This window comes from Halomonas sp. BM-2019, assembly GCF_017584085.1.
Window position 1 is genome coordinate 2,945,275 of record NZ_CP071922.1, and the last position, 15,117, is coordinate 2,960,391.

At 67.6% G+C, this 15,117-nt stretch carries 10 protein-coding genes and 1 tRNA gene; 10 read left to right on the forward strand and 1 reads right to left on the reverse strand.

What is annotated here, in order from left to right:
- The first annotated feature begins 423 nt into the window (after positions 1 to 423).
- The 5 genes from J5F18_RS14730 to putP (J5F18_RS14750) all read left to right on the forward strand — a co-directional run bounded on the left by J5F18_RS14730 (position 424) and on the right by putP (J5F18_RS14750) (position 6,758).
- Positions 424 to 497: transfer RNA gene (locus J5F18_RS14730), tRNA-Gly, on the forward strand.
- A 92-nt stretch (positions 498 to 589) separates the two neighbouring features.
- On the forward strand, positions 590 to 964 hold the full coding sequence (locus tag J5F18_RS14735) for a hypothetical protein (protein WP_346299321.1): 375 nt from the start codon (positions 590 to 592) through the stop codon (positions 962 to 964).
- 63 nt (positions 965 to 1,027) lie between these two features.
- Complete coding sequence (locus J5F18_RS14740) at positions 1,028 to 1,819, forward strand: AraC family transcriptional regulator (protein WP_346299322.1); 792 nt, start codon at positions 1,028 to 1,030, stop codon at positions 1,817 to 1,819.
- A 226-nt stretch (positions 1,820 to 2,045) separates the two neighbouring features.
- Positions 2,046 to 5,237, forward strand: coding sequence for a bifunctional proline dehydrogenase/L-glutamate gamma-semialdehyde dehydrogenase PutA (gene putA / locus J5F18_RS14745; protein ID WP_346299323.1), 3,192 nt, complete (start codon positions 2,046 to 2,048; stop codon positions 5,235 to 5,237).
- A 42-nt stretch (positions 5,238 to 5,279) separates the two neighbouring features.
- The gene (gene putP, locus J5F18_RS14750) at positions 5,280 to 6,758 is read left to right on the forward strand and encodes a sodium/proline symporter PutP (RefSeq protein ID WP_346299324.1); all 1,479 of its coding nucleotides are present in this window, start codon (positions 5,280 to 5,282) and stop codon (positions 6,756 to 6,758) included.
- An 83-nt stretch (positions 6,759 to 6,841) separates the two neighbouring features.
- Here putP (J5F18_RS14750) and J5F18_RS14755 read toward each other — a convergent pair whose 3' ends face one another.
- Complete coding sequence (locus J5F18_RS14755; protein ID WP_346299325.1) at positions 6,842 to 7,138, reverse strand: hypothetical protein; 297 nt, start codon at positions 7,136 to 7,138, stop codon at positions 6,842 to 6,844.
- A 270-nt stretch (positions 7,139 to 7,408) separates the two neighbouring features.
- Here J5F18_RS14755 and J5F18_RS14760 point away from each other — a divergent pair, with 270 nt between their 5' ends.
- The 5 genes from J5F18_RS14760 to putA (J5F18_RS14780) all read left to right on the forward strand — a co-directional run.
- The gene (locus J5F18_RS14760) at positions 7,409 to 8,020 is read left to right on the forward strand and encodes an OmpW family outer membrane protein (protein ID WP_346299326.1); all 612 of its coding nucleotides are present in this window, start codon (positions 7,409 to 7,411) and stop codon (positions 8,018 to 8,020) included.
- A gap of 219 nt (positions 8,021 to 8,239) precedes the next feature.
- Entirely contained in the window at positions 8,240 to 8,824 is a 585-nt protein-coding gene (locus J5F18_RS14765; RefSeq protein WP_346299327.1) for an OmpW family outer membrane protein, read from the forward strand.
- 215 nt (positions 8,825 to 9,039) lie between these two features.
- Entirely contained in the window at positions 9,040 to 9,663 is a 624-nt protein-coding gene (locus J5F18_RS14770; RefSeq protein ID WP_346299328.1) for an OmpW family outer membrane protein, read from the forward strand.
- 439 nt (positions 9,664 to 10,102) lie between these two features.
- Positions 10,103 to 11,608 (forward strand): sodium/proline symporter PutP, encoded by a 1,506-nt coding sequence (putP, locus tag J5F18_RS14775; RefSeq protein WP_346299329.1) that lies wholly within the window; start codon positions 10,103 to 10,105, stop codon positions 11,606 to 11,608.
- An 86-nt stretch (positions 11,609 to 11,694) separates the two neighbouring features.
- Positions 11,695 to 15,117, forward strand: a 3,423-nt coding sequence (putA, locus tag J5F18_RS14780; protein WP_346299330.1) for a bifunctional proline dehydrogenase/L-glutamate gamma-semialdehyde dehydrogenase PutA, incomplete at its 3' end; no start/stop codon positions are given.

Here is a 15,117-nt window from a genome sequence, read left to right on the forward strand (position 1 = left end):
ATGGAGGCCGAAGGACTCCCAGACGGCTCGTGCAAGTGTAAGCAACACACTGGGGCACCTTCGGCGCCATTCGCTCGGGGAACCCGAGCTCCCACAAGGCAGCTTCACTCTTATCTGCGATGAACCAAAAAAAGAAGGCCGCTCCCCAAGGGAAGCGGCCAAGCATCGATCGAAAACTGCGAGCCAGAACAACAGTGTTAGCGACTGCCATCGCGCTGTTGCCTGTGCTAACTCAGACAGTGCTGCGAGAAAAAGTTCGGGAAGGGCCGAAAATTTCTTGCCGGCCCCCTCGGCGCCCCGCGTACCTCGCCCGGAGCCCCCCGGCAACACAGTGCAAAAACAGCGACTTGCATCAAGATAGCGAAAAAGGTCACGATCCGGCTTGCAAGGCTAAGCGATTGGTTTTACTATCGATTTTGCCCAGCGGGTGTAGCTCAATGGTAGAGCAGAAGCTTCCCAAGCTTAAGACGAGGGTTCGATTCCCTTCACCCGCTCCACGTTTCCTCAGTAATTTTTTTCATTTTCAACGTGGGTCCAGGATCGCTTCCGAGATGCGCTCCTGAGATGGTAAAGCTCTCTGGTTGCGCCCATGGCCCTCTTCCTGCTCGTCTTCGTCGTCTGCCTGCTGATCTTCGGCAGCGTGATCGCCCTGCTGCTGCTCTCCGGCACCCCCCGCTATCGCACCGAGCCCCGCCAGCTGCTGGAGCTGATCGACCGGGCGCTGCAGAGCCAGGTCAACGAGACCGAGTGGAACACCATCATCGGCTATCCCATCCGCCACGACGAGACCCTGGACGGGATCCGCCGGCGCGCCCAGCGCCTGGTGGACGTGCACGGGAACCATGAACGGGTGAATCGCGGCAAGCCCTTGCTCGATGCCACCGGCCAGGAGGAACTCCGGGCCCTGCGTGACCACCTGGCGCGTCACCTGGCGCTCAGGGAAGCCCGAGACAGCGGGGAATGAACCCGGGCCACGATTCAGGCTAGAATAGGGTGGCCCTGCCGAATGAATGAACGAAGGCCCGACATGTCGAGCGCCATCCGCCAGATTCCCCTCGATACCGCGACTCGCCACCACGCCCACGACTTTCATCAGATCGTGATCGGCCTCGATGGACGGGCAGAATTCGAGATCGAGGGACTGGGCGGTGTCATCTCGGCCTTCTCGGGCTGCATCGTGCCGGCCAATCATGTGCACTACTATGCCGGCACCGGGGACAACCGCCAGCTGATCCTCGACCTACCGGGGGAGGCGGCGTGCCTCACCGGCTTCCACCACGAGCTGAGCCGTCTCTTCGATGCGCCGCGCTTTTTCGCCCTGGACGATCCCCTCAAGCGCTACCTGGAGTTCCTGCAGCTGGAGCTCGACGTGGCCGGCGACTCCGAGTCCCAACAGGAGCGCCTGGTCGCCACCCTGCTCGGCTGCCTGAATACCCGCCTGGGCGTGGCGCCCCCTGCTCCCCGCGGCCGACGCCTCGACCTGGCGCGCCTGGACCGCTTCATCGAACGCCACCTGGCCAACCGGCTCAGCGTTGCCGACCTGGCCGCCGAGGCCTGCCTCAGCGAGGCCCACTTCCGCCACTGCTTCGGTGTACAGGTCGGCCTCTCCCCCTGGCAGTACGTGCGCCGCAAGCGCCTGGAGGCCGCCCGTCGGCTGCTGGCCGAGAGCCGGCTACCGCTCTACGAGGTGGCCGCCCTGACCGGCTTCGCCAGCCAGAGCGCGCTCTCCAGCGCCTGCCGCCAGGCCTTCGGCCAGCCCCCCAGCCGCCTGCGGCGGCCCGGCCGCCTGACGGGCAGCCCGGCCTCGCTGCTTTCCTGAGCCACTCGACTCCTGCCCCCGCCCGCCCTACCCCCGGGGCAGGCCTGCCCCAGCACAGAATTAGACCAACGTCTAACGTTCGAAGCAGATAGCGACCAGGAACCGCGAAATCGGCACGTTTTCCCGCGGAATCTGAAAGCGGCGCGTCTCGCGCGCTCCTACAGTCGTGGGCACGGTCGTACCCGCGGCCCTCTCTTCGCCTGACGACACCTCCTGGGGACCCTTCATGCTCGACGCCAACACCCTGCTGGACGCTGCCACCTGGCAGCAGGATCTCGATACCCTCTTCACGCGCATCAGCGATCACTATGTGGTCGACGAGGAGGCCTTCGTCGCCGAGCTGGTCAAGGTGCTCAGCGCCGATACCCGCGACTTTCAGCGCATCGCCGGCAAGACCGCCGAGCTGGTGCGCGAGGTGCGCGAGATGGATACCGCCGTGGACTCCATCGACGAGCTGCTGCAGCAGTACAGCCTCGACACCCACGAGGGACTGATGCTGATGTGCCTGGCCGAGGCGATGCTGCGCATTCCCGACACCGCCACCGCCGATGCGCTGATCGAGGACAAGCTGGGCCCAGCCGACTGGAAGTCCCACCTCGGCCAGAGCGACTCCTGGTTCGTCAACGCCTCCACCTGGGGCCTGCTGATGACCGGCCGGGTGATCAACCTCGACCACCCCCGGGATGGCCGGCCGGCCAGCTTCATCAACAAGCTGGTCAACCGCCTGGGCGAGCCGGTGATCCGCCGCGCCATGCGCGAGGCGATGAAGGTGATGGGCAAGCAGTTCGTGCTGGGCCGCGACATCGACGAGGCGCTCAAGCGCTCCCGGCCGCTGTTCGAGAAGGGTTACACCTACTCCTACGACATGCTGGGCGAGGCCGCCCGTACCCGCCGCGACGCCGCCAAGTACTTCGATGATTACGCCCGCGCCATCGAGCGGGTGGGCAAGACCAGCCAGGCGCTGACCGAGAAGACCCCCGCCCCCTCGGTCTCCATCAAGCTCTCGGCGCTGCACCCCCGCTACGAGTTCGGCCGCCGCGACCAGGTGCTGCACGAACTGGTGGACAGCGTGAAGCAGCTGGCCGCCATGGCCCACGAACGGAACGTGGCGCTGACCATCGACGCCGAGGAGGTCGACCGCCTGGAACTCTCCCTGGAGGTCTTCCGCGCCGTCTACGAGAGCGATATCGGCAGGGGCTGGGGGCACTTCGGCCTGGTGGTGCAGGCCTACTCCAAGCGCGCGCTGCCGGTGCTGCACTACCTCAACCGCCTGGCCGACCGGCAGGGCGACGAGATCCCCCTGCGCCTGGTGAAGGGCGCCTACTGGGACAGCGAGATCAAGGAGTCCCAGCAGCTCGGCGTCGAGGGCTACCCGGTCTACACCCGCAAGGCGTGCACCGACGTGGCCTACCTGGTGTGCGCGCGCTTCCTGCTCTCCGACGCCACCCGCGGCCGGATCTTCCCGCAGTTCGCCACCCACAACGCCCACACCATCAGCGCCATCCTCGAGCAGGCCAACGAGGCCGCCCGCCCCTTCGAGTTCCAGCGCCTGCACGGCATGGGCGAGGCGCTCTACGACGCCGCCCTGACCCGCGCCCCCAAGGGCACCTACTGCCGGATCTACGCCCCGGTGGGCGCCCACAAGGATCTGCTCCCCTACCTGGTGCGCCGCCTGCTGGAGAACGGCGCCAACTCCTCCTTCGTCCACCAGCTGGTCGACCCCAAGGTGCCGGTGGAGTCGCTCTGCGTGCACCCCGCCGAGACCCTGCGCCAGCAGGCGCGCTACGCCAACCCGCGCATCCCGCTGCCCGCCGAGATCTACGGCGAGAAGCGGCGCAACTCCCGCGGGGTGAACCTCAACGTGAGCAGCCACTACCAGCCGCTGATGGACGAGATGGCCACCTTCATGGAGCGCGAGTACCACGTGAAGCCGCTGCTCGCCTTCGAGGTGCCGGACGACGCGGCGAGCCGCCAAGCGGTGCAGAGCCCCTTCGATAACAGCCAGAAGGTGGGCAGCGTGCAGTGGACCAGCGCCGAGCAGGCCGCCCGCGCCTTGGATGCGGCCTGGGCCGCCTTCCCGCGCTGGGAGGCCACCCCGGTCAGCGAGCGCGCCGCCATCGTGAGCCGCCTGGGCGACCTGATGGAGACCCACATGGCGGAGCTGATGACGCTCTGCTCCCGCGAGGGCGGCAAGCTGCTCACCGACGGCGTGGACGAGATCCGCGAGGCGGTGGACTTCTGCCGCTACTACGCCATGCAGGCCGAGGCGCTCTTCGGCGAGGCGACCACCCTGCCCGGCCCCACCGGGGAATCCAACCGGCTGATGCTCGCCGGCAAGGGCGTCTTCGCGGCGATCAGCCCCTGGAACTTCCCGGTGGCGATCTTCTGCGGCCAGGTGGTGGCCGCCGCGGTCGCCGGCAACACCGTGCTGGCCAAGCCCGCGGAGCAGACCTCCATCGTCGCCCACCGGGTGATCGAGCTGCTTCATGAGGCCGGCATGCCCCGTGACGTGGTGCAGCTGTTGCCCGGCGACGGCCCCACGGTGGGCAGCGTGCTCACCGGCGATGCCCGCATCACCGGGGTGGTCTTCACCGGCGGCACCGATACCGCCCAGGTGATCAACCGCGCCCTGACCAACCGCGAAGGGGCCGCCCTGCCCACCCTGATCGCCGAGACCGGCGGCATGAACGCCATGATCGTGGACTCCACCGCCCTGCCCGAGCAGGTGGTGGCCGACGTCATCCAGTCCGCCTTCCAGAGCGCCGGCCAGCGCTGCTCGGCCCTGCGCGTGCTCTACCTGCAGGAGGACGTGGCCGACCGCGTGATCGAGACCCTCAAGGGGGCCATGGACGAGCTGCGCGTGGGCGACCCCCGTGACCTGGGCACCGACGTGGGCCCGGTGATCGACGAGGAGGCCCGCCGCGGACTCAACGGCCATATCGAGAGGCTCAAGGCCGAGGGCCGGCTGGTGGCGGAGACCCGCCTGGAGACCCACGAGACCGCCCACGGCACCTTCGTGGCCCCGGTGGCCTTCGAGATCGACGGCATCGAGGCGCTGGAGCGGGAGCAGTTCGGCCCGATCCTGCACATCGTCCGCTACAAGGCCAGCGAGATCGACCGGGTGATCGACTCGATCAACGGCCGGGGCTATGGCCTGACCTTCGGCGTACACAGCCGCAACGAATCCTTTGCCGATGCAATCGCGCAGAAGATTCGCGTGGGTAACGTCTACGTGAACCGCAATATCATCGGCGCCGTCGTGGGCGTGCAGCCCTTCGGCGGTCTGGGGCTCTCCGGCACCGGGCCCAAGGCGGGGGGGCCGCACTACCTGCTGCGCTTCGCCACCGAGAAGACCGTGACCGTCAACACCGCCGCCCTGGGCGGCAATGCCTCACTGCTGGCGCTGGGAGACGAGTGATCGACGCTCGTCAGTAACGACAATAACGCAAGGAACCCCCTCATGGTTCAGAACAACATGGCCATCGGCTTCACCTTCGTGGTGTATCTGGCGCTGATGCTCGGCATCGGCATCGTCGCCTACAAGCGCACCACCAACCTCTCCGACTATATCCTCGGCGGCCGCTCGCTCGGCCCCTGGACCTCGGCGATCTCCGCCGGCGCCTCGGACATGTCCGGCTGGCTGCTGCTCGGCCTGCCGGGCGCGGCCTACGTCAGCGGCATCTCGGCCAGTTGGATCGCCGTGGGCCTGCTGATCGGCACCTGGCTCAACTGGCTGATCGTGGCGCGACGCCTGCGCCTCTACAGCTTCAAGGTGAGTGACGCCCTGACCCTGCCGGAGTACTTCGCCAACCGCTTCCAGGACAAGTCGCACCTGCTGCGGGTGATCTCGGCGATCTTCATCCTGATGTTCTTCCTCTTCTACACCAGCTCGGGCCTGGTGGCCGGCGGGCGGCTGTTCGAGACGGTGTTCGGTTTCGACTACCGCATCGCGGTGACCGTGGGCACCCTGACCATCATCGTCTACACCTTCATCGGCGGCTTCCTGGCGGTCTCCTGGACCGACCTGATCCAGGGCCTGATGATGGCCGCAGCCCTGGCCATCGTGCCGATCATCGCCTTCGGCGACCTGGGCGGGGCCAGCGGCGCCGGGGCGGCGCTCGCCGCCGAGAGCGAGCACATGCTCGCCTGGTTCCGGGATGCCTCCACCGGCGAGGCGCTGACCTTCGTGGGCATCGTCAGCTCCCTGGCCTGGGGCCTGGGCTACTTCGGCCAGCCCCACATCCTGGCCCGCTTCGCCGCCATCCGCAGCGATCGCGACATCCCCGCCGCGCGGCGCATCGCGGTGAGCTGGACCGCCATCGCCCTGATCAGCTCCATCGCCGTGGGCCTGCTCGGCGTGGGCTTCGTGCAGCGCGACCTGGCCGACGGCGAGACGGTCTTCATGGTGATGGTCAACCTGATCTTCCACCCGGTGATCGCCGGCATCCTGCTGGCCGCCATCCTGGCCGCCATCATGTCCACCGCCGACTCCCAGCTGCTGGTCTCCTCCTCGGCGCTGACCGACGACTTCTACAAGGCGATCTTCCGCAAGGAGGCCTCCCAGTCCGAGCTGGTGTGGGTGGGCCGCTTTGCGGTGATCGGCATCGCCTTCATCGCCTACCTGCTGGCCCTCAACCCGGACGCTACCGTGCTCGACCTGGTGGCCTACGCCTGGGCCGGCTTCGGGGCCGCCTTTGGACCGGCGCTGATCCTGTCGCTCTACTGGCGCCGCATGAACAAGTGGGGCGCTCTGGCCGGCATCGTGATGGGCGGCGTGACCGTGGTGGTCTGGGCCGAGCTCTCCGGCGGCCTCTTCGACCTCTACGAGATCGTGCCCGGGGTGATCTTCGCCTACCTCGCCATCGTGGTGGCGACCCTGGCCACCGAAGAGCCGAGTGACGCCATCACCGCCGACTTCGACACCTTCGACCGCACCTGAGGGCAAGGGCCTGGCCCCTGAACCAGAACGCCGCCCCGAGGGGCGGCGTTCTGCGTTCTGGCGCTGTGGCTGATACGGCTGGGTCAGGCCAGCACGGCCCTGGCCACCACCAGCATGGCAAACAGGAGAAGCGCCACCAGGCACCAGGGTGGCGACAGCGCACGACGCTGCCAGAGTCGTGGGGGGTCGAGCGCCAGCGGGCGCAGGAAGGCCGCCCCAAGGGCCCAGATCCCCAGCAGGACGGCGGGCAGGCGAAGGCTGAGCGGCAGGCCCCGGATCAGCGCGGGGTCAAGCAGCAGCCACATCGCCAGTCCCGCCGCCACCAGCAGTGAGAGCAGCGGCTCCCACCAGGGCCCTCTGAAACCCGATGCAATACGCATGCGTTCCTCCCGTGTCGCCTGCCTCCAGTCAAGACGATTTCCGCGCCAGACGCGAGCCGACTTTGCCGCACTGCGGAAAATCTTGTACGTCGCCCCCTCGCCTTTCTCGTCGGCCGCCCCGTCGATTCGCGGCCAAAGCCAGCAAGATACGGCTATCAGGGCCATCGAAAAACTTCACAAGACTTCTACCAAACCCCATTCTATAGTCATTCTCGTACAACAAAGGCTTTCCCGAGCACTCAAGCCCATGATCGATGCGAGGACTCCCTGATGAGCAAGCACCGTTTCCTCACCGCCGCCCTGCTGACCACCGGGGGCCTGATCGCCAGCCAGGCGGTCCTGGCCTACAGTGCCGGAGACATCTTCGTGCGCGGCGGCTATGCCCAGACCGACACGCGTTCCGACAACGGCCAGGCCGCAGGGCTTGATCTCGGCGTCAGCAGTGCCAGGGGGTTTACCTATGGCCTCGGCTACCTGTTTACCGACAGGCTGGGTATCGAGCTGAACGGCTCCGAAAAGTTCGAGCATGACCTGAGCCTCGGCGGAGGCGACTTCGGCAGCGTCGATCGGATGCCGATCAACCTGCTGGTCAACTACTATCCCCTGGGCGGCCTGGACTCCCGCGTGCAGCCCTACGTGGGCGCCGGCCTCAACTACACCCGCTTTTCCGGCGAAGACACCCCGCTGCCCATCGATGTGCGCCGCAGCTATGGCGCCATCGGCCAGCTGGGCGTGGACCTGGCGGTGGCCCAGGGGGTGATGCTCAACGGCTTCGTCAGCTACGCCGACGTCTCCGCCGATGTGCGCCTCGACGGCGACAAGATCGGCGAGGCCAAGATCGACCCCATGACCTTCGGTGGAGGCGTCACCTTCCGCTTTTGAGCGCCTGCCGAGCGTCGCTTCTCCAACGCTTCTCCACACCGCGCCGGGCCCCTGCCCCGCGCGGTGTTCTGGTGGCCAGGAGCTCCCGGACAATCACATTCACAATTCTTGACGACTCGTGACGAGACATTTGGAAACACCGTTTCTTATAATACCTTCGTCATAGGCCGCCGGGACTCCGGCTTGGCTTTCGCGTGAAGCAATTGGAGAATCCTGACCATGCGTACTACTCGACTGATCACCGCCGCCGCCATCGCCGCCAGCTGCGCCTTCGCCAGCCAGGCCGCGCTGGCCTACAGTGCCGGCGACACCTTCGTGCGCGGCGGCTTCGCCAAGTCCGACACCCGCTCCGACAACGGTGTGCTCGACAGCATCAGCAGCGGCGAGACCGGCTTCACCTTCGGCGCCGGCTACCTCTTCCACGACAATATCGGCGTCGAGCTGAACAGCTCCGAGAAGATCGAGCACACCATCGACGGCGACGAGACCATCGACCGGATGCCGGTGAACCTGCTGGTCAACTACTATCCGCTGGGCGGCCTGGACTCCCGCGTGCAGCCCTACGTGGGCGCCGGCCTCAACTACACCCGCTTCTCCGGCGAGCCGGAGGGCATCAGCGCCCGCCGCAGCTACGGCGCCGTGGGCCAGGTGGGCATCGACCTCGCCATCACCGAGAATCTGATGCTCAACGGCTTCGCCAACTATGCCGACGTGGAAACCCGCCTCTCCGGCGAGGATGGCCGCATCGGCACCGCCAAGGTGGACCCGATGACCATCGGCGGTGGCGTGACCCTGCGCTTCTGATCCGCGCCAGGCACCCTCCCCAGACGACGCCGGGCACCGCCCGGCGTCTTGCCGTCTGGCCGTCGAGAAAAAGAGTAGCCAAAAAGTTGCAGCGGACAACTCTTGCCCTGGATCAAGAATTCTCGGCCGTGGACTGATTACACTGGCGTCACCCCCTGGCAGGCCAAGGACTGCCGCTGGTCACCGTCAATCAGCCCCCACAAGGAGTCGCCTCCATGCGCAAGACCCTGCCCACCCTACTCGCCGCCGGCCTCGCCGCCGCCGCCTTCACCACCAGCACCCAGGCCGTCGCCTACGGCGCCGGGGACTTCTTTACCCGCCTCGGCGTGGCCAAGGTGGCCCCCAAGAGCGATAACGGCACGCTAGCCGAGGGCACCATTGCGGTGGACGTCCAGGACGATACCAACTTTGCCTTTACCCTGGGCTATCGGTTCCATGACAACGTCGGCGTCGAGCTGCTGGCCGCGCTGCCCTTCGAACACGACATCAAGCTGAACGGGCAGAACCTGGCCTCCACCAAACATCTGCCGCCGACCCTGACCGTACAGTACTACCCGCTGGGCGGTACCCAGGCCTTGGTGCAGCCCTACCTGGGGGTAGGGGTCAACTACACCCGCTTCTCCAGCGAGAAGAGCGAGTTGGGTGACCTTAACCTCGACAGCTCCTGGGGCGCCGCCGGCCAGCTGGGTGTGGATGTGCTGATCGACGACAACTGGGCGCTCAACGCCGCCGCTTGGTATATCGATATCGATACCGATGCGAGCCTCGACGGCACCGACCTCGGCAGCGTAAGGATCGACCCCTGGGTGATCATGGGCGGGATCAGCTACCGTTTCTGATCGCCCCCTGCCATGACGAGGCCCGCCACCGGCGGGCCTCGTTGCGTTGGTAGGCGCGCAAGCGATGCCCGCACGAGGTGTCGAGAGCCACCCACCGGATACCGTTCCGAGGGCCGGTGGCCCGAATTCGCTGCTACGCTTGGCAACAGAGCCTGAACGCGGTCAGTCCAGCGGCGCTGAGGCAAGGCGACACGGCCAACGCCCGGCATCGGCTGTTCCACCGGAGGCCTTGCCCGCGAAACCGCCCGACAATCGAAAGCTGAAACAGCAGGAGGCCGGCCTCGAGATGATCCCCTGGCGTGACAAGCGATAGCGCCTTGCTGCGCCGACAGAAAAATGCGGAGTAACAACAAGAATCCCGCGCCGCTACCGGACTCCGTACGGTAGATGCGTCATCCGACCGGAGCCAGCTCCGGCCCTCATGAACTGGAGAGATCACATGGCGACTGGAGTCTGGATAAGCCTGATCGGGTATTTTGCGCTGATGATCGCCATCGGCGTCTATGCCATGCGAAGAGCCACCTCTTCATCCGAAGACTACATGCTGGGTGGCCGCGCCCTCAGCCCGCAGGTGGCGGCCCTGTCGGCAGGGGCCTCGGACATGAGCGGCTGGTTGCTGCTGGGGCTACCCGGGGCGCTGTTCGTCTCGGGCCTGGGCTCGGCCTGGATCGGTATCGGCCTGCTGGTGGGCGCCTTCCTCAACTGGACCCTGGTCGCCCCACGCCTGCGTGAACAGACCGTCCACTATGGCAACGCCATCACCATTCCGGAGTTCCTGGCGAACCGCTTCCCGACCCGGGCGCTCTCCCTGCGCACGGTCTCCGCCATCGTCATCGTCATCTTCTTCGCGGTCTACACCGCGTCCGGCCTGGTGGCCGGCGGTAAGCTGTTCGAGAGCGCGTTTTCCGGCATCTACAACGTCGGGGGCATGAGCGACTACGCCATGGGGGTCGTGGTCACCCTCGGCGTGGTACTGATCTACACGGTGGTCGGCGGCTTTCTGGCCGTGAGCCTGACGGACTTCGTGCAGGGCTGCATCATGATGCTGGCCCTGGTGATCATGCCGGCGGTGGTGCTCTTCGGCGAGGGGGGCGGCGGTTTCGCCCAGGCGTCCGAGACCCTCAATAGTGTCGATCCCACGCTGCTCTCGTGGACGGCGGGACTGACCTTCGTCGGCTGGCTCTCCGCGGTCACCTGGGGGCTGGGCTATTTCGGTCAGCCACACATCATCGTGCGCTTCATGGCCATCCGCAGCCTGAAGGATGTGCCCGTCGCCCGCAACATCGGCATGAGCTGGATGCTGGTCTCCCTGGTGGGTGCCATTTCCGTGGGGATCTTCGGCCGGGCCTATGCGATCCGCAACGGCCTGGATGTCCAGGATCCGGAGACCATCTTCATCATCCTGGCCAACCTGCTGTTCCATCCGCTGATCACCGGTTTCCTCTACGCGGCGCTGCTGGCGGCGATCATGAGCACCATCTCCAGCCAGCTGCTGGTGTCGTCGTCATCGCTGACCGAGGACTTCTATCGCCTGTTCCTGCGCAAGGAAGCCACCGATAAAGAGACCGTGACCGTCGGCCGGGTCTGCGTGGTGATCGTGGGCCTGGTCGCCGCCATCATCGCCTCCGACGAGGACTCCCAGGTGCTGGGGCTGGTCAGCAATGCCTGGGCCGGCTTCGGTGCCGCCTTTGGTCCGCTGATCATCCTGTCGCTGATGTGGCCGCGCACCAACGGCGCCGGTGCCATCGCCGGCATGGTGGTCGGGGCCGCTACCGTCATGATCTGGATCACCCTGGGCTGGAATGCCGAGTTCCTGGGGGGACCCGGGGTCTACGAGATCATCCCCGGCTTCATCGCCGCCATGATCGCCATCGTGGCGGTGAGTAGCCTGACGGCCGATGCGGGGGAATATCAGCACATCGATCGCCAGAAACAGACGTCCTGACTCACTCGGGGTATCGCGAGGGCTCCGGCGGGAGCCCTGTCGGGCGGCGCAGCGGCGCTGCGTCTCGGTTACCCAAGGAGACCACCATGAACGAAGCCAACCTACCTGCGCAGGGCGCCGTGAGTGAGACCCGGGCGCGCATTCGCGACTACTATGCGGCCGACGAGGCAGCGCTGCTGCACGAGCTGGTCGAGCGCATCGGGCTGTCGGAAGACGAACGCCGCCGGGTGGCCGACAGCGGCGCCCACTATGTGGAGCGGGTGCGCAAGGAGCGCTCCCCCTCGATGATGGAGGCGTTCCTGGCCGAGTACGGGCTCTCCACCGCCGAAGGCGTCGGCCTGATGTGCCTGGCCGAGGCGCTGCTGCGGGTACCCGATGCGGAGACCATCGACGAGCTGATCCACGACAAGATCGAGCCCTCCGACTGGGGCGCCCACCTGGGCAAGTCCTCGTCGTCGATGGTCAACGCCTCGACCTGGGCGCTGATGCTGACCGGCAAGGTGCTGCAAGACGACCCCAAGGGTCCGGCGCGTGCGCTGCGCGGTCTGGTCCGCCGGATGGGCGAGCCGGTGGTGCGCAAGGCGGTCGGCCAGTCGATGCGTATCCTCGGCCGCCAGTTCGTACTCGGCCAGACCATCGAGGAGGGCATGAAGAATGCCCGGGAGCTCGAGAAGCAGGGCTACACCTACTCCTACGACATGCTGGGCGAGGCGGCGCGTACCGACGCCGATGCGCTGCGCTATCACCAGGCCTACGCCAAGGCGATCACCACCATCGCCAAGCAGGCCAAGGGCGACGTGCGCGGCAGCCCCGGCATTTCGGTCAAGCTCTCGGCGCTGCATCCGCGCTATGAAACCACCCACCGCGACACCGTGATGGCGACGCTGGTACCCCGCGCCCGGGAGCTGGTGCGGCAGGCGGCCAAGGCCAATATCGGCTTCAACATCGACGCCGAGGAGCAGGACCGGCTGGACCTGTCGCTGGACGTGATCGAGGCGCTGCTGGCCGACCCGGAGATCGCCGGCTGGGACGGTTTCGGCGTCGTGGTGCAGGCCTACGGGCGGCGCGCCGGACCGGTGATCGAGGCGCTCTACGACCTCGCCGAGCGGCTCGACCGCCGGATCATGGTGCGGCTGGTCAAGGGCGCCTACTGGGACACCGAGATCAAGCTGGCCCAGGAGATGGGCGTCGAGACCTTCCCGGTCTTCACCCGCAAGGTCAACACCGATGTCAGCTACATGGCCTGTGCGCGGATGCTGCTCGACCGGCGCGACCGCATCTATCCGCAGTTCGCCACCCACAACGCCCACACCTGTGCCGCCGTGATCGCCATGGCGGGGGACGACAAGGCGAGCTACGAGTTCCAGCGCCTGCACGGCATGGGCGAGTCGCTGCACCACATCGTCAAGGAGTCGGAGGGGACACACTGCCGCATCTATGCCCCGGTCGGCGCCCACCGGGACCTGCTGGCCTACCTGGTCCGCCGCCTGCTGGAGAACGGGGCGAACTCCTCCTTCGTGAACCAGGTGGTGGACGACTCGATCCCGCCCAGCGAGATCGCCAAGGACCCGATGGCCGGCCTGCTCGGCCTGGGCGACGCCATCCCCAGCCCCCTGATCCGCCAGCCCGGCGAGCTGTTCGCCCCAGAGCGCCGGAACTCCCGCGGCTACCGAATCAACGAACCCGCCTCCATCCTGCCGCTGCTCACGGCACGCGAGGCGTTCGCCGACGCCACCTGGACCGCCGGACCCATGCTGGCGGGCAGCCCGGCCCCCCAGGGGCCGGGGCGCGACGCCCTCTCCCCCGCCGACGCCTCGCGGGTGGTCGGCCGGGTGCACGAGGCCACGGGGGACGAGGTGGCGGCCGCCCTCGACGCCGCCGAGGCGGGCTTTCGCGACTGGTCGGCCCGTCCCGCGGCGGCGCGAGCCGAGGTGCTGCGCCGCACCGCCGACCTCTTTGAAGCGCACATCGCCGAGCTGACCGTGATCGCCACCCGCGAGGCCGGCAAGATGCTGTTCGACGGCATCGCCGAGGTGCGCGAGGCGGTGGACTTCCTGCGCTACTACGCGGGCGAGGGGGAGCGGCTGGAGGCGGAGGAGCCCGGCAGCGCCCGCGGTCTCTTCGTCTGCATCAGCCCCTGGAACTTCCCGCTCGCCATCTTCACCGGCCAGATCGCCGCGGCCCTGGCGGCGGGCAATGCGGTGCTCGCCAAGCCCGCCGAGCAGACGCCGCTGATCGCCGCGCGTGCCGTCGAGCTGATGCGCGAGGCCGGCCTGCCCGAGGCGGCGCTGCAGCTGCTGCCCGGCGACGGCCCGACGGTGGGCGGACCCTTGACCCGCGACCCGCGCATCGCGGGCGTCTGCTTCACCGGCTCGACCGAGGTGGCGCAGCTCATCCACCGGGCCCTGGCCAAGCACGCGGGGCCGGAGGCGGTGCTGATCGCCGAGACCGGCGGGCTCAATGCCATGATCGTGGACTCCACGGCGCTGACCGAGCAGGCGGTGCGCGACATCCTGATCTCCTCCTTCCAGTCGGCGGGCCAGCGCTGCTCGGCGCTGCGGATGCTCTACGTCCAGGAGGAGGCGCGGGAGCGACTGTTGACGATGCTCGATGGCGCCATGGATGCGCTCACCATCGGCGACCCCTGGAACACCGATACCGACGTCTCGCCGGTGATCGATGCCGAGGCCCAGGCGGATATCGACGCCTATGTGGCGGAGAAGGAACAGGCCGGCAAGGTGATCAAGACGCTGCCCGCCCCCTCCACGGGCACCTTCGTCACCCCGGCGGTGGTCGAGGTGGGCGGCATCGAGTCGCTCGAGCGCGAGATCTTCGGCCCGGTGCTGCACGTGGCCAGCTTCAAGGCGCGGGAGATCGACCAGGTGGTCGACGCGATCAACGCCCGGGGCTATGGCCTCACCTTCGGCCTGCACACCCGCATCGACGATCGCGTGCAGCAGATCGTCGAGCGCATCCATGTGGGCAATATCTACGTCAACCGCAACCAGATCGGCGCCATCGTCGGCTCCCAGCCCTTCGGGGGCGAGGGCCTCTCGGGCACCGGGCCCAAGGCCGGCGGTCCGCTCTACGTCAACCGCTTCCGGCGCACCGCCGCCGCCGAGGCCCACGAGGCACCCGCCGCACAGGCCCTGGCCCTCGGCGATCTGCAGGCGGCCCTCGACGGGCTGGACGCGCGCAACTGGGCGGCACGCCCCGACCGGGTCGCCGTGCTGCGCAAGACGCTCTCCGGCAAGGGCGGGGTGATCCGCCGAGCGCTGGCCGAGACCGCGGCCCTGGACCTGACCCCGCAGACCCTGCCCGGGCCGACGGGGGAGAGCAACCGGCTGTCGTTCTATCCGAAGGGCCCGGTGCTCTGCCTGGGGCCGAGCCTGGAGATCGCCGTCGCCCAGGCGGTGCAGGCGCTGGGCGCGGGCTGTGCCGCCCTGCTGGTGGCACCCGGCGCGCCCCAGGCCGTGCAGCCGCTGATCGAGGCCGGGGCGCCCGTCGCC

Bases quoted from the DNA above. Each gene is read 5' to 3' on its own strand.
- J5F18_RS14735 (WP_346299321.1), top strand. From the start codon at position 590: ATGGCCCTCTTCCTGCTCGTCTTCGTCGTCTGCCTGCTGATCTTCGGC.
- J5F18_RS14740 (WP_346299322.1), top strand. From the start codon at position 1,028: ATGTCGAGCGCCATCCGCCAGATTCCCCTCGATACCGCGACTCGCCAC.
- putA (WP_346299323.1), top strand. From the start codon at position 2,046: ATGCTCGACGCCAACACCCTGCTGGACGCTGCCACCTGGCAGCAGGAT.
- putP (WP_346299324.1), top strand. From the start codon at position 5,280: ATGGTTCAGAACAACATGGCCATCGGCTTCACCTTCGTGGTGTATCTG.
- J5F18_RS14755 (WP_346299325.1), bottom strand. From the start codon at position 7,138: ATGCGTATTGCATCGGGTTTCAGAGGGCCCTGGTGGGAGCCGCTGCTC.
- J5F18_RS14760 (WP_346299326.1), top strand. From the start codon at position 7,409: ATGAGCAAGCACCGTTTCCTCACCGCCGCCCTGCTGACCACCGGGGGC.
- J5F18_RS14765 (WP_346299327.1), top strand. From the start codon at position 8,240: ATGCGTACTACTCGACTGATCACCGCCGCCGCCATCGCCGCCAGCTGC.
- J5F18_RS14770 (WP_346299328.1), top strand. From the start codon at position 9,040: ATGCGCAAGACCCTGCCCACCCTACTCGCCGCCGGCCTCGCCGCCGCC.
- putP (WP_346299329.1), top strand. From the start codon at position 10,103: ATGGCGACTGGAGTCTGGATAAGCCTGATCGGGTATTTTGCGCTGATG.